Annotated in this window: 19 protein-coding genes; 16 read left to right on the forward strand and 3 right to left on the reverse strand. The window is 70.8% G+C overall.

Going from position 1 to position 13,743, the window contains the following annotated elements; translation table 11 throughout:
* The first annotated feature begins 3 nt into the window (after window positions 1-3).
* Genes ABIC47_RS15550 through ABIC47_RS15575 form a run of 6 tightly spaced genes read left to right on the forward strand, consistent with a single transcriptional unit; the run spans window position 4 to window position 5,212 of the window.
* On the forward strand, window positions 4-1,143 hold the full coding sequence (locus ABIC47_RS15550) for a polyprenyl synthetase family protein (protein ID WP_354481748.1): 1,140 nt from the start codon (window positions 4-6) through the stop codon (window positions 1,141-1,143).
* A complete protein-coding gene (locus tag ABIC47_RS15555; RefSeq protein WP_354481750.1) occupies window positions 1,140-2,063 on the forward strand; it encodes a phytoene/squalene synthase family protein in 924 nt (307 codons plus the stop codon). Before ABIC47_RS15550 ends, ABIC47_RS15555 begins: the two co-directional genes overlap by 4 nt.
* Window positions 2,060-3,658, forward strand: a complete 1,599-nt coding sequence (gene crtI / locus ABIC47_RS15560) for a phytoene desaturase family protein (protein WP_354481753.1) — start codon at window positions 2,060-2,062, stop codon at window positions 3,656-3,658. The genes ABIC47_RS15555 and crtI overlap by 4 nt, the downstream gene beginning before the upstream one ends.
* The gene (locus ABIC47_RS15565) at window positions 3,655-4,014 is read left to right on the forward strand and encodes a lycopene cyclase domain-containing protein (protein ID WP_354481755.1); all 360 of its coding nucleotides are present in this window, start codon (window positions 3,655-3,657) and stop codon (window positions 4,012-4,014) included. Before crtI ends, ABIC47_RS15565 begins: the two co-directional genes overlap by 4 nt.
* On the forward strand, window positions 4,011-4,334 hold the full coding sequence (locus ABIC47_RS15570) for a lycopene cyclase domain-containing protein (protein WP_354481758.1): 324 nt from the start codon (window positions 4,011-4,013) through the stop codon (window positions 4,332-4,334). The genes ABIC47_RS15565 and ABIC47_RS15570 overlap by 4 nt, the downstream gene beginning before the upstream one ends.
* Before the next feature lie 5 nt (window positions 4,335-4,339).
* Window positions 4,340-5,212 carry a prenyltransferase gene (locus tag ABIC47_RS15575; protein ID WP_502910266.1) on the forward strand — a complete coding sequence of 291 codons (873 nt, stop codon included), beginning with the start codon at window positions 4,340-4,342 and terminating at the stop codon, window positions 5,210-5,212.
* Between the two features lie 115 nt (window positions 5,213-5,327).
* Here ABIC47_RS15575 and ABIC47_RS15580 read toward each other — a convergent pair whose 3' ends face one another.
* A complete protein-coding gene (locus tag ABIC47_RS15580; RefSeq protein WP_089876341.1) occupies window positions 5,328-5,708 on the reverse strand; it encodes a glyoxalase superfamily protein in 381 nt (126 codons plus the stop codon).
* 147 nt (window positions 5,709-5,855) lie between these two features.
* Between ABIC47_RS15580 and ABIC47_RS15585 the strand changes: the two genes are divergently transcribed.
* Both ABIC47_RS15585 and ABIC47_RS15590 read left to right on the forward strand, forming a co-directional pair.
* Window positions 5,856-6,803, forward strand: a complete 948-nt coding sequence (locus tag ABIC47_RS15585) for a DnaJ domain-containing protein (RefSeq protein ID WP_354481764.1) — start codon at window positions 5,856-5,858, stop codon at window positions 6,801-6,803.
* Between the two features lie 45 nt (window positions 6,804-6,848).
* Complete coding sequence (locus ABIC47_RS15590) at window positions 6,849-7,238, forward strand: VOC family protein (protein WP_354481767.1); 390 nt, start codon at window positions 6,849-6,851, stop codon at window positions 7,236-7,238.
* Between the two features lie 10 nt (window positions 7,239-7,248).
* On the opposite strand, the gene ABIC47_RS15595 is transcribed toward ABIC47_RS15590, so the two are convergent.
* Window positions 7,249-7,548 carry a hypothetical protein gene (locus tag ABIC47_RS15595; RefSeq protein ID WP_018191402.1) on the reverse strand — a complete coding sequence of 100 codons (300 nt, stop codon included), beginning with the start codon at window positions 7,546-7,548 and terminating at the stop codon, window positions 7,249-7,251.
* Between the two features lie 108 nt (window positions 7,549-7,656).
* On the opposite strand from ABIC47_RS15595, the gene ABIC47_RS15600 reads away from it, so the two are divergent.
* From ABIC47_RS15600 to ABIC47_RS15635, 8 genes are all read left to right on the forward strand, one after another.
* Entirely contained in the window at window positions 7,657-8,493 is an 837-nt protein-coding gene (locus ABIC47_RS15600; RefSeq protein WP_502910265.1) for a DUF1295 domain-containing protein, read from the forward strand.
* A gap of 42 nt (window positions 8,494-8,535) precedes the next feature.
* Window positions 8,536-9,030, forward strand: a complete 495-nt coding sequence (locus ABIC47_RS15605) for a hypothetical protein (RefSeq protein WP_354481773.1) — start codon at window positions 8,536-8,538, stop codon at window positions 9,028-9,030.
* 1 nt (window position 9,031) lies between these two features.
* Window positions 9,032-9,436, forward strand: a complete 405-nt coding sequence (locus tag ABIC47_RS15610; protein ID WP_018191399.1) for an RNA-binding S4 domain-containing protein — start codon at window positions 9,032-9,034, stop codon at window positions 9,434-9,436.
* Window positions 9,436-10,266: a DUF72 domain-containing protein gene (locus ABIC47_RS15615; protein ID WP_354481776.1), complete on the forward strand. Its 831-nt coding sequence runs from the start codon at window positions 9,436-9,438 to the stop codon at window positions 10,264-10,266. The genes ABIC47_RS15610 and ABIC47_RS15615 overlap by 1 nt, the downstream gene beginning before the upstream one ends.
* A 10-nt stretch (window positions 10,267-10,276) precedes the next feature.
* Complete coding sequence (gene clsA / locus ABIC47_RS15620; protein ID WP_018191397.1) at window positions 10,277-10,909, forward strand: cardiolipin synthase ClsA; 633 nt, start codon at window positions 10,277-10,279, stop codon at window positions 10,907-10,909.
* Window positions 10,902-11,408, forward strand: a complete 507-nt coding sequence (locus ABIC47_RS15625) for an FHA domain-containing protein (RefSeq protein ID WP_018191396.1) — start codon at window positions 10,902-10,904, stop codon at window positions 11,406-11,408. The genes clsA and ABIC47_RS15625 overlap by 8 nt, the downstream gene beginning before the upstream one ends.
* The gene (gene ftsR / locus ABIC47_RS15630) at window positions 11,408-12,100 is read left to right on the forward strand and encodes a transcriptional regulator FtsR (protein WP_018191395.1); all 693 of its coding nucleotides are present in this window, start codon (window positions 11,408-11,410) and stop codon (window positions 12,098-12,100) included. Before ABIC47_RS15625 ends, ftsR begins: the two co-directional genes overlap by 1 nt.
* A gap of 132 nt (window positions 12,101-12,232) precedes the next feature.
* Window positions 12,233-12,784 (forward strand): MerR family transcriptional regulator, encoded by a 552-nt coding sequence (locus ABIC47_RS15635; protein WP_018191394.1) that lies wholly within the window; start codon window positions 12,233-12,235, stop codon window positions 12,782-12,784.
* Between the two features lie 113 nt (window positions 12,785-12,897).
* Here ABIC47_RS15635 and ABIC47_RS15640 read toward each other — a convergent pair whose 3' ends face one another.
* On the reverse strand, window positions 12,898-13,707 hold the full coding sequence (locus tag ABIC47_RS15640) for a ParA family protein (RefSeq protein ID WP_026307211.1): 810 nt from the start codon (window positions 13,705-13,707) through the stop codon (window positions 12,898-12,900).
* Window positions 13,708-13,743 lie beyond the last annotated feature (36 nt).

Consider the following 13,743-nt stretch of genomic DNA (forward strand, 5'->3'; position numbering starts at 1 on the left):
GGCATGACACAGCTGCACCCCCAAACGCGGACTCCTGACGCGCGCACTCCTGAGGAGAAGGCGACCGGTCAGAACTCGACCGGCGACAGCACTCTGGCGCACGACCTCGCGTCGGTCGAGGAGCGGCTCGACCGCTTCTTCACCGAGCGGATCTCCGCAGCCTCCGCTTACGGCCCCTCCTACCGTCGGCTGTGGGAGTCGGCTCGGGATGCGGCAGACGGCGGCAAGCGCATCCGCCCGCGCTTCGTCCTCCTGGCGTACCGCGGACTCGGCGGCGTCGAGCGCGACGTCGCCTGCACCGCGGCGGTCGCGTACGAGCTGCTGCACACCGCGTTCCTGCTCCACGACGACGTCATCGACGGCGACACCGTCCGGCGCGGCCGGCCGAACACCGCGGGAGAGTTCGCTGCCGACGCCGTCGCTCACGGGGCGAGCGCCGTCCGGGCCCGTCGCTGGGGCGAGTCCGGCGCCATCCTGGCCGGCGATCTGCTGCTTCACGCCGCATCCACTGTCCTCGCCCGCGCTGACACCGACGAGTGGACGCGCGAGCGCCTCCTCGACATCCTCGACCACAGCGTGTTCGTCACGGCGGCAGGCGAGCTCGCCGACGTCGCCCTCTCGGGGCGCCTGGGCGACGACGCCCCGGCGCTCGACGACGTGCTCGCCATGACCGAGCACAAGACGGCCGCCTACTCGGTCTCCGGTCCGCTGATGACGGGCGCGCTGCTCGCCGGCGGGGGAGAGGACGTGCTCGCGTCGCTGGCCGAGTACGGCCGGCTCGTCGGGATCGCCTTCCAGCTCGGCGACGACCTTCTCGGCGTCTTCGGCGCGGAGGACGTCACCGGAAAGAGCATCGTCAGCGATCTCCGTCAGGGCAAGGAGACCTCTCTCATCGCGTACGCCCGCGGAACCGCCCGCTGGGAGGAGGTCGCGCCGTCCCTCGGCCGCGGCGACCTCGCGCCGCATGAGGCCGGACGGCTCGCCACCGTGCTCGAGGAGTGCGGCGCGCGCCGGTTCGTCGAGCGGCTGCTCGCCGACCATGTCGATCGCGCCGTCGCGCTGCTCGACTCCCCATCCATCCCGCCGGCACTGGCCGAACCCCTCGCCGACGTGGCACGCTCCTGCATCGGGAGGATCGCATGACTCGAGCGCCCGAGGCTCCGACGACCGCCGTGCCGACCGACCTCGCCACCTACACGGACGCGGCCCACGCCGGTGCGGCCACGATCATCCACGCCTACTCGACATCGTTCGGGATGGCGACCCGCCTCCTCGCCGCGCAGATCCGTCCCCGGGTGGAGGACGTGTACGCGCTGGTCCGCGTCGCCGACGAGATCGTCGACGGGGCCGCGGCAGAAGCCGGGCTCGACGTCGACGACCAGCGGGAGCTGCTCGACGCCCTGGAGGCCGACACCGAGCGCGCGATGCGCACCGGGTACAGCGCCAACGTCGTCGTGCACTCGTTCGCGGTGACCGCCCGGGCGACGGGCATCGGTGTCGACCTGACCCGTCCTTTCTTCGCGTCGATGCGCCGCGACCTCAGCCCCGTTGACTTCACGGCGGAGGAGCTGCGCGAGTACGTCTACGGCTCGGCCGAGGTGGTCGGTCTCATGTGCCTCAGGGTCTTCCTGGCCGACCGTCCGGTGCCGGACGACACGCGACGGAGGCTGGAGGCGGGCGCCCGACGGCTCGGCGCCGCCTTCCAGAAGATCAACTTCCTCCGCGACCTCGCGGTCGACTGGTCGGAGCTCGGCCGCAGCTACTTCCCGGGGATCGACCCGGCGCGGCTGACGGAACGGCAGAAGCTCGCCCTGGTCGTCGACATCGACTGCGACCTCGGGGCGGCGGCCGACACCATCCCCGAGCTCCCGGACAACTGCCGCCGGGCGATCATCGCCGCGCACGGGCTGTTCGCGGAGCTGAGCGACCGCATCCGCGCGACGCCCGCCAGCGAACTGCTGACCCGCCGCATCAGCGTCCCGATCCGGGTGAAGCTCGGCATCCTGACGCGCGCGACCGTCTCGGCCGCACTCCCGCGCTCGCCGCAGGGGGAACGACCATGACCGGGCAGACCGCGGTCGTCATCGGCGGCGGGATCGCGGGTCTCGCCACAGCGGCGCTGCTCGCCCGCGAGGGCTACGGGGTCACGCTGCTGGAGCAGAACGCGACCCTCGGCGGCCGCGCCGGCTCGTGGGAGCATGATGGGTTCCGCTTCGACACCGGGCCCTCCTGGTACCTCATGCCCGAGGTCTTCGACCACTTCTTCCGGCTGATGGGCACCTCCACGGCCGAGCAGCTCGACCTCGTCACGCTCGATCCGGGTTATCGCGTGTTCTCGGAGGACGGCCGGCCGCCGCTCGACATCCTCGCCGACGGCGCAGCGAACCGTGCGGTGTTCGAACGGGAGGAGCCGGGCGCCGGTGCCGCACTCGACCGGTACCTGACGGGCGCGGCCGAGACGTACCGCCTGGCTGTGGACCGCTTCCTCTACAGCACCTTCGCCGACCTGCGGCCGCTCTTCGCGTCGGACCTGATCCGTCGGCTGCCCCGCCTCGCCCGCCTGCTGCTCGAACCGCTCGACCGCTACGCCGCCCGCTTCGTCCGCGATGTCCGCTTGCGCCAGGTGCTCGGCTACCCCGCGGTGTTCCTGGGCACCTCGCCGGACCGCGCGCCGAGCATGTACCACCTGATGAGCCACCTCGACCTCGACGACGGGGTGCGGTATCCGCTCGGCGGCTTCGCAGCGCTGATCGACCGGGTGGCCGCGCTCGCGGAGGGGGCGGGGGTCCGGCTCGTGACCGGGGCGCGGGTCACCGCCATCCGCACCACCGCCGACGGCGACTCGCCGCGTCCGCGCGCCTCCGGCGTCGAGTACCGGGATGCGTCCGGCGCTGTGCACACGATCGACGCCGACGTGGTCGTGTCCGGCGCCGACCTGCACCATACGGAGACGGCGCTGCTCCCCGAGAAGCTGCGCACGCATCCCGAGAAGAAATGGGAGCGCCGCGACCCCGGCCCGGGCGTCGTGCTCGCCATGCTGGGCGTGCGCGGCCGTCTGCCGGAGCTGACCCACCACAACCTGTTCTTCACCACCGACTGGGAGGCCAACTTCCAGACGATCTACGGGCCGAACCCCGGCATCCCGGACCCGGCCTCGCTGTACGTGTGCATGCCGAGCGCGACCGACCCTGAGGTGGCACCGAAGGGGCACGAGAACCTGTTCGTGCTCATCCCGGTGCCGGCGGATGTGTCGCTCGGCGCCGGCGGACTCAACGGCGCGGGCGACCGTGCGATCGAGCGTGCCGCCGACGCGGCCATCGCGCAGATCTCCGCCTGGGCGGGCATCCCGGATCTCGCCGACCGGATCGTGCTGCGCCGTACGGTCGGGCCGGAGGACTTCGCGACCGACCTGAACGCGTGGAGCGGCGGCGCCCTCGGCCCGGCGCACACCCTGCGGCAGAGTGCGTTCTTCCGCCCGGGCAACGCCTCGGCGAAGGTCGACAACCTGTTCTATGCCGGCTGCTCCACGATCCCCGGCATCGGCCTCCCGATGTGCCTGATCAGCGCCGAGCTGGTGCTGAAGCGGCTGCGCGGCGACGGCGGGGCCGGTCCGCTGCCCGAACCGCTTCCCGCCCCGCAGGCGGAGCGGGTGTCGTGACGTTCGTCTACCTCGGCTGCCTGCTCCTCTCGCTGGCGGCGATGGTGCTGCTCGACGCCCGCTTCCGCCTGGTGTTCTGGCGGGATGCGCGCCGGGCGGCGATCGTGCTCGCCCTCGGCCTCGCCTTCTTCCTGGCGTGGGATGCCGCCGGTATCCTGCTCGGCGTGTTCGCCCGGGGAGAGTCGCCGCTGATGACCGGCGTGGAGCTCGCCCCGGAGCTGCCGCTGGAGGAGGTCTTCTTCCTGCTGTTCCTCTGCTACCTCACCCTGGTCACCGTGTTCGGTGCGCGAGCGGTGATGGATGCGCGCCGCCGGCCGACCGGCGAGCCGCAGCACGCGAAGGAGCGTGCCCGGTGACGTACGCCCTGCTCAGCCTGGTCTTCCTCGCGATCGCGGCGGCCGTGCTCGTCGTCGCGCTGGCGACCGCGCGCGACCGGACGCGGCTGGTGCGTCGCTGGTGGGCTCCGATCGCCGTCGCCGCCGTCGTCATCCTGCTGTTGACCGCGGTCTTCGACAATCTGATGATCGGTGCAGGGTTCATGACCTATCAGGACGCGCGCATCAGCGGCGTGCGCGTGGGGCTCGTGCCGCTCGAAGACTTCGCGTACCCGATCGCCGGCCTCCTGCTGCTGCCCGCGCTCTGGCTGCTGACCCGGCGGCGGGGGAGCAGGTCGTGACCGCCGTGGCCCCGGCAGCCCCCTTCCGGCAGCTCGTGCTGGCGTCGCGCCCGCTCAGCTGGATCAACACCGCGTTCCCGTTCGCCGCCGCCTACCTGCTCACGACAGGCCGGGTGGATGCGACGTTCGTCATTGGCACCATTTTCTTCCTCATCCCGTACAACCTGGCGATGTACGGCATCAACGACGTCTTCGACTACGAGTCCGACCTGCGCAACCCGCGGAAGGGCGGCGCGGAGGGGGCGCTGCTCGACCGGTCGGCGCACCGCCGCACCCTGATCGCGGCGGCGGTGACGACCCTCCCGTTCGTCGTGTACCTCGTGATCGTCGGGTCGCCGCTGTCCTGGCTGGTGCTCGCGTTCTCGCTGTTCGCGGTGCTGGCGTACTCGGTGAAGGGCCTCCGCTTCAAGGAGGTGCCGTTCCTCGACTCGGCCACCTCGAGCGTCCACTTCGTCAGCCCCGCCCTCTACGGGCTGGTGCTCGCGGGCGCGGTCTTCACCCCGCAGCTGTGGCTGGTGCTGCTCGCCTTCTTCCTCTGGGGCGTCGGCAGCCACGCGTTCGGCGCCGTTCAGGATGTGGTGCCCGACCGTGAGGGCGGCATCTCGTCCATCGCGACCGCCATCGGCGCGGCGGCGACCGTCCGGCTTGCGATCGTCGCGTGGGCGGCGGCCGGCGTCGCGATGCTGTTCACCGCGTGGCCGGGCCCGCTCGCCGCGGTGCTCGCCCTCCCGTACATCGCGGCCGCCGCCCCGTTCTGGTCGGTGACGGACGCCGACTCCAGCACCGCGAACCGCGGCTGGCGCCGCTTCCTCTGGATCAACTACGCCTGCGGCTTCGTCGTCACCCTCCTCCTCATCCTCTGGACCTCCCTCCGCTGACCCCCATCCCCCCACCGTCGAGTCCGCAAAAATTGCACGCCGATCGCGTGGTCGGCGTGCAATTTGTGCGGACTCGACGGTGGGGCGGATCGCGCGGGAGAAGAGGGAGAGCGTGCTAGTCGCGCTTCGGGAGCTGCTGCAGCGTCCAGGCGTTGCCGTCGGGGTCGGTGAAGTCGACGAAGCGGCCCCAGGCGAGGTCCGCGACGCCGCGCGCCTCGACGCCGTGCTCTGTGAGGTGCGCGAGGGCCGCGTCGGCGTCCGGCACGACGATCTGGAGGCCCTTCATCGTGCCGGGCGCCATGTCGGTGAGTCCCTCGCCGAACGCGATCGAGCACGCGGATCCGGGAGGGGTGATCTGCACGAAGCGGAGCTCCGGCGAGACCCGCTGATCGTGGTCGGCGTTCCAGCCGAGCGCATCCACGTAGAAGGCCTTGGCCCGGTCGACGTCCGTGACGGGGAGGATGATGAGCTCGATGCGCCAGTCGGTGATGGTCATGGTGACACCCTTTCGTGATCGGATGATTCCAGGCTAGAGCGGGATGCGGTCAGTTTCCGGCCGCAATATGATTTCGGCATTTTCGCGGTCGCGCGCGATATCGTCGTAATCTCCGCCCCCGCCAGAACCGAAAGCGACGCCCCAGCGATGAGCGACTCCCCGGCCGCCCCGAGCCCCTACGAGGTCCTCGGCGTCCGTCCGGATGTGAGCCACGACGACCTGCGCCGCGCCTACCGACGTCTGCTGCGCGAGACACATCCCGACACCGGTGGCACCGCGGCCGCGTTCCAGGCCGTCCAGCAGGCCTGGGAGCTCATCGGCGACCCGGAGGACCGCGCACGGTACGACCGGGGCGAGAGCATCACGGTGGATGCGGTGGCCGGCGACTCCGCCGGCGGCGGGTTCAGCGCGACCTTCCACACGTCGCGCGGGACGTCGCGCGGCGCCACCGTCCGTGCCCGCAGCTACGGGCATCCCGGCGGCCGATCGCGGGAGCGCTTCCTCTCTCTCATGCGCGAATGGATGGGCCGGGGCACCGACGACCGCGACCCGTACGATCCCGCCCTGGTGCGCTCCGCACCGCGCGAGATCCGCCAGCTGCTCGCGGTCGCGCTCGCCGAGGAGGCGACAGCACGCGCCGTCTCCGGGCTGGGCATCGGCTTCACGATCTGGAACGACGTGGCCGTGCATCCCTCCACCGACGCGAAGATCGACCACATCGTGCTCGGTCCGGCCGGACTGTTCGCCATCCGCTCGGCGGACTGGGGCGCTCCGGTCAAGCTCGCCAAGGGCGAGGTGGTCGGCGAGGGCATCGGCTCCGACGAGGAGCCCTTCCACGACCTGTACCACGCGGCGAAGAGCTTCGGCCGGCAGGCCGGCGTCCGGTTCACCGGGTACATCGTCGTGGTGCCGGACGACGACCTCGACGTGCCCTTCGACGTCGTGCGGCGCGGCAGGCTGAGCGGCTCGATGCTCGTGCGCCGGTCCCTCCTCCCGCGGCTGCTCCGCGACGGCGCCAACGCGGCCGGGCGCGAGAGCGTCGACCGCGCGTTCGAACTGCGGACCCGGCTGCAGGAGGCCGTGCGGTTCGTCTGAACCCGCTCTAGACACGGCGCGGCCGGCGCGAGCAGAGTGGACGCCATGGTCACCCCACTCGAGATCTTCAGCGGCTTCAGCGTCGACGACATCGCCGCGGCCAAATCCTTCTACGGCGACACCCTCGGGCTCGCGATCAGCGACGGCCCGATGGGCAACCTCGACCTCGAGCTGCCCTCCGGGGGTCACGTGTTCATCTATCCGAAGCCCGACCACACGCCAGCGACGTTCACCATCCTGAACCTGGTCGTGGAGGACATCGACGCTGCCGTCGACGACCTCAACTCCCGCGGGGTGGCGACGGCGATCTACGACGATCCGTCGCTGCCGACCGACGAGAAAGGCGTGCTCCGGGGCCGCGCGGCCGACCAGGGACCGGACATCGCCTGGTTCCGCGACCCCGCGGGCAACGTGATCTCGGTGCTGCAGAACTGACGGCGCGGGCTCAGGCGCGCTCGTCGTCGCTGTCGAGATCGCCGCTCTGCTGCAGGTCGCGCTCGTGCTCGGGAAGGTCGTCGGTGGAACGCGGGACGGTCGACACCAGCTGGAACGTCGCCTCCTCCGGCCATGACCGGTCGTCGACCAGCTCGTAGACGTCGAACGCCGACGCGCCGACGAAGTCGGACGGCACGCGGATGCGGCTCGGCGGCACATCCACGTCGCTGGGCAGCGTGAGCGTGCGCGCGGGCTCCCCGTTGTCACGGAGGAGCACGGCGCGGAACGCGTGGGGACCGGAAATCGACACGGTGACACGTTAGGCGTGTCGCGCTGAGAGTTCGAGTCCTCCTCGGCTTTCATTCAGCAGCATCCCGACGAAGTCACGGCGGCCGCACGGGAGTTCTACACTGTGCACGTGGAGCCCTTCATCGTCTGTCTCTGGATCCTGGCCGCCGCCTGCCTGGCGACCTGGGTGCTGTCCCTCATCACCAACGAGCACTCCTGGGTGGATCGCATCTGGTCGATCGTGCCCGTCGTGTACGTGTGGGTCTTCGCAGGTGCGGCCGGTCTCGCGGACGCGCGCCTCGACCTCATGGCGATCCTGGTGACGCTGTGGGGAGCACGCCTCACCTTCAACTTCGCCCGGAAGGGCGGCTACGCGCCCGGGGGAGAGGACTACCGCTGGGTGGTGCTGCGCGGGCGGATGGGTGCGGGGGCGTTCCAGGTCTTCAACCTGTTCTTCATCGTGATCTACCAGAACATCCTGCTGCTCCTCATCGCCCTCCCCGCCTGGGCCGCGTTCCAGCACCGGACGCCTCTGAATGCGCTCGACGTCATCCTCGCCGCCGTGTTCCTCTTCTTCCTCACCGGCGAAACGATCGCCGACCAGCAGCAGTGGAACTTCCACCGCTGGAAGAAGCTTGAGGTGGCGGCCGGCCGCGAGCCGTCGCCGCGTTTCCTCCAGTCGGGCCTCTTCCGGTTCTCGCGTCATCCCAACTTCTTCTTCGAGCAGGCGCAGTGGTGGGTGCTCTTCCTGTTCGGATGCGTCGCCGCGGGATCCCTCCTGCAGTGGACGGTCATCGGGCCGCTCCTGCTGACCGGCCTGTTCATCGGCTCGACGGTGTTCACCGAGAGCATCAGCCGGTCGCGCTACCCGGAGTACGCGGAGTACCAGGCGCGCACCTCGCCGGTGATCCCGTGGTTCCCCGGCCGCGGGGCCGGAGCGGCGCGCGTGTCGCCCGAATCGCGGTGACACACCCCGCGCGACGCTGAGGACCGGGGCTACGGTGGAGGCATGTCCTGCATCCGGTTCAACACCCCCGCCCAGCGCCAGGCCATGCGGAACCACCGGCCGGCCATGCTCACCGCCGAGGAGGCGGCCGCGCTGCACCCGGCGCCCGAGGTGACGGAGAGCAAGCTCCGCCGCCTGAGGTTGCTGGCGTCCGACCCGAATCCGAAGATCCGGGAGGCGGTCGCCAGCAGCTACAACACCCCGGTGGACCTGTTCGCGGCGCTCGCGAAGGACCCCGACGACGGAGTGCGCGGCTGTGTCGCGAAGAACGAGGCGACGCCGTGCGACATCCTGCGTGAGCTCGCGGACGACCGCTCCGAGACCGTGCGCGGCTGGGTGGCCGTGAACTACTTCGTCCCGGCGGATGTGATGGAGAAGCTCGCATCCGACCGCAGCCGCACGGTCCGGAGCCTCGTGAAGTGGAAGGCATCGCTGGCGGACGAGGAGCAGGCGCCGGAAGGGCAGCGGGCGGAGAGCCGCCCGGTCCCGGTGGCCTGACATGGCCGGCTCCACCCCGCACGCGACGCCGCCGGACGGCGGCCGCTCCAGCGTCCGCGTCGACTCGTGGGCCTGGGCGGTCCGGCTGTTCAAGACGCGCTCCGCAGCCTCCGACGCGTGCAAGGCGGGCCACCTGAAGGTGAACGGCGACCGCGCGAAGCCCGCCCAGCCGGTGAAGGTCGGCGACGAGGTGCGCGCGCTCGTCGGCGGCGTCGAGCGCATCTACATCGCACGCCGCCTCATCACCAAGCGGCTGAGCGCCGCCGCGGCCGCCGACTGCTTCGAGGACCGCACTCCGCCACCCCCGCCACGCACCGAGGCACCGGCCGCCGTGCTGCGCGAGCGCGGCGCCGGACGCCCGACCAAGCGCGAACGACGACTGCTCGAGCAGCTCCGGGGCCGCTGATGGCGTTCGCGCGCATCGGCATCTCCGGCTGGACCTACGCCCCGTGGCGAGGCGTGTTCTACCCGCCGAAGCTGCCGCACCGCCTCGAGCTGGAGTACGCCGCCGAACGGCTGGACTCCATCGAGATCAACGGCAGCTTCTACTCCCTGCAGCGTCCGACGAGCTACCGGACGTGGGCGGAGCGCACCCCGGACGAGTTCGTGTTCTCGGTCAAAGGCGGTCGCTACATCACCCACATCCTGCGCCTGAAGAACGCCCGCGGAGCCGTCGCCAACTTCTTCGCCTCCGGCGTGCTCGCCCTCGGCCCGAAGCTCGGGCCGCTGCTGTGGCAGCTGCCGCCGACCCTGCAGTTCGAGGAGGGTGAGGTGGATGCGTTCCTCGGCATGCTGCCGCGCACCACGACCGAGGCGGCTGCGCTCGCCCGCGAGACGACGCTGAAGGAGGACCGCACGCACCTGGCGGCGGGGGAGGAGCGTCCGTTGCGGCACGCGGTGGAGGTGCGCCACGCCTCCTTCGACGTCCCGGAGTTCGCCGCGCTCGCCCGCGCACACGGGGTAGCGATCGTGCTGGCGGACACCGCCGGCCGTTATCCGGTCATCCGCGACACGACCGCCGACTTCGTCTACGTGCGGCTGCACGGCGACGAGGAGCTGTACACCAGCGGGTACACCGACGAGTCGCTCGACCGCTGGGCGGCGGAGCTCAGCATCCACCTCGGCCAGGGCCGGGATGTGTACGCCTACTTCGACAACGACGTGAAGGTGCGCGCCCCCTACGATGCCATGGGCCTGCGTGACCGCCTTTCCGAGTGGACGCCGCGTCCTCACTAGACTCGGGAGCGTGCAGGGTGAGAGCGCCGTGGTGAGTTCGCGGGTGTGGACGATCCCCAACGTGCTCAGCTTCTTCCGGCTCGCGCTGGTCCCCGTGTTCCTGTGGCTGATCATCGTCGGGGAGGACGGCCTCGCCCTCCTCGTGCTGGTCTTCTCCAGCGTGACCGACTTCCTCGACGGCTTCCTCGCCCGTCGCCTGCACCAGGAGTCCCGTCTCGGGCAGCTGCTCGACCCCGCCGCCGACCGGCTCTACATCTTCGCGGCGCTCATCGGCCTGTGCTGGCGCGAGGTCATCCCCTGGTGGCTGTTCCTCGTCATCGTGGCGCGGGATGTGATGCTCGCCGTCCTCGGCGTCATCCTCGCGAACCACGGGTTCGGGCCGCTTCCCGTGCACCACCTGGGAAAAGTGGCCACCTTCTGCCTGTTCTGGGCGCTCCCGCTGCTGATGCTGGGTGAGGCGTTCGAGCCGCTGGCCCCCTTCTCCCTCCCGCTGGGCTGGGCCTTCGCACTGTGGGGAGCGTTCCTCTACTGGTGGGCCGGCATCGTGTACATCCGGGAGACGGCACGGGTAATCCGCCTTCCGGCCGATGACAGGAGCCCGCGATCGGATACGCTGGACGGCAAGGAGGTTGACGGTGCCTGAAGACATTAACCCGAACGGCCCGGCCGACGGAGCCGACGACGCCGCCAAGGGCCCCCTGCGGGACGCGGCGGGCAACGAGGACACGACCGCGCGTTTCGGCGAGGAGTTCATCTCGAAGATGTACCCCTCGGGCGAGGTGTCGCCGGAGGAGCAGGAGGCCATCGCCGCCCTGCCGTCCGGCTCCGCCCTGCTGATCGTGCGACGGGGGCCGAACTCGGGCGCCCGCTTCCTCCTCGATGCCGACGTCACGACGGCCGGTCGCCATCCCAACGCGGACATCTTCCTCGACGACGTGACGGTCTCGCGTCGTCACGCGGAGTTCACCCGCCGCGGCACCTCCTTCGAGGTCCGCGACCTGGGCTCTCTGAACGGGACGTACTACGACGGCGTCCGGATCGAGAGCGCTCTCCTCTCCGACTCGGCCGAGGTGCAGATCGGCAAGTTCCGCCTCACCTTCTACGCCTCGCGTCACGACCTCGCCGCAGCGGCGAACGGCTAGTGGCCCGGCCGGCCACCAGGGCCGCCGACGGCGCTCCGGCCCTGCTCAGCATCGGCCAGGTCCTCGCGCGGCTCACTCCCGAGTTCCCGGACCTGTCGTCGTCGAAGCTGCGCTTCCTGGAGGAGCGCGGGCTGGTGTCGCCGGCCCGCACGGCCTCGGGGTACCGCAAGTTCTCGCCGGCCGATGTGGAGCGGCTGCGCGCCGTGCTCGCCATGCAGCGCGACCACTACCTCCCGCTGAAGGTCATCAAGAAGTACTTCGCCGACCTGGATGCGGGGCTCGATCCGGCGTTCCCTGGCACCGCGCCCGCGGGGTCCATCCTCGCCGGCACCCGGCGGTACCGGCGTGACGAGCTGCTGCGCGAGGCCGGCGCCGACGCGGAGCTGCTGCAGGATGCCGTGAGCGCCTCGCTGCTCCCGGCCTCCGATGTGTACGGCGACGAAGCGCTGACCGTGCTCCGCGCCCTTGCCGAGCTCCGCCGCAGCGGGATCGAGCCGCGGCACCTCCGCGGTTTCCGCGCAGCGGCCGAGCGCGAGATCGGGCTGATCGAGACCGCGCTCGTCCCCATCGCGCGCCGCAACGACGTGAGCAGCAAGGCCCGTACGGCCGAACTCGCCCGGGAGATCGCGGCGCAGCTCGACGTGGTGCGCGGCAGCATCATCCGCTCATCCATCGCCCGGCTGCGTCCGTGACGGCCCCGGCGCCTCGACACGCCGAAACCGAAAGGGCGGATGTCGTTGCCCGGCGACCGCCGCATGGGTACCGTGGATGAAGCGACGCGGATGCGACGCGCGATCCACAACCCGGGGTGAGAGGCGAACAACATGAGCGAACTGAGTCGTGAAGACGGCGTCGCCCGGTACGACCTCGGACTCCTCTTCACCGACGGCCTCCCCGAGATGGACGACGTGAACGGTTACCGCGGTGCGGTCGCCGCCCGCGCGGCCGGCATCTCGTACCGCCAGCTGGACTACTGGGCGCGCACCGGACTGGTCGAGCCGACCGTCCGCGGTGCCGCGGGTTCCGGTTCGCAGCGCCTGTACGGTTTCCGCGACATCCTCGTCCTCAAGCTGGTGAAGCGCCTTCTCGATACGGGCATCTCGCTGCAGCAGATCCGCACGGCTGTCAACCAGCTGCGCGAGTCGGGGGTGAACGACCTCGCCCAGACGACGCTGATGAGCGACGGCGCGAGCGTCTACCTCTGCACCTCGAACGACGAGGTCATCGACCTGGTCAGCCGCGGGCAGGGCGTCTTCGGCATCGCCGTCGGCAAGGTGCTGCGCGAGGTCGAGTCGAGCCTCGTCGAGCTGGACACGCAGACCGACGCCATGGACGAGCTCGCCGCCCGCCGCGCCGCGCGCACCCGCGCCTCCTAAACTCCCGCGCTCCCTCCGCCCTCTCCACCCACCGTCGAGTACGCAAAAATTGCACGCTCCGGGCGCCCGGAACGTGCAATTTGTGCGGACTCGACGGCGGGGGTGAGCCCGGGTCAGGACTGGGCGGTCGCGTACTCGCCGATGCGGGCGGTGCGCAGCACACGCTCCAGCAGCAGGTCGAAGTTGTGCGCCATCTCCTGAGCGCTCTCGCCCGGCCAGACGTGCAGCGGCTTCGCCGCGCCCTGCGCCTGCTGCAGCGACGTGCGCTCCGGCAGCTGGGGCGACAACACGAGCGGCCCGAACATGTCGCGCAGCTCCTTGATGCGGAATTGGTGCTCGAGCGACTGGACGCGCGCGCGGTTCACGATGATGCCGAGCGGCTGGAGGCGCGGCGAGAGCCCGCGGCGGATCTCCTCGATCGCACGCAGCGCACGGTCGGCGGCGGCGACCGAGAACAGGCCGGGCTCGGTCACGACGGCCACACGGTCGCTCGCGGCCCACGCCGTGCGGGTGAGCGCGTTGAGCGACGGGGCGCAGTCGATGAGGACCAGTTCGTAGTCGTGCTCGACGTTGGCGAGCGCCTCCTCGAGCTTCCAGATGTCGCGGATGCTCGGGTGCGGTCCGTCGAAGTTGATCGCGGACGGGCTGCCGATCATGACGTCGATGGTGCCGGAACGGCCCTTCGTCCAGCCGGAAGGGGCGATCGCGGCGCGCACGATCTTCTCCTTGGGCGACGCGAGAACATCGGCGACGTTGAGGTGACCGGCGACCTGGATGTCCATGCCGGTCGAGACATCCGATTGCGGATCGAGGTCCACCACCAGCGTCCGGAGGCCCTTCGCGAACGCCGCCGACGCCAGACCGAGCGTCACCGTCGTCTTTCCGACACCGCCCTTGAGGGAGCTAACGCTGAGTACGTGCACGAGAGCCACGTTACCTTCACTAGTCTTAGAGAACCT

Origin of the sequence: Leifsonia sp. 563 (assembly GCF_040545055.1) — a bacterium.
Lineage (GTDB): Bacteria > Actinomycetota > Actinomycetes > Actinomycetales > Microbacteriaceae > Leifsonia.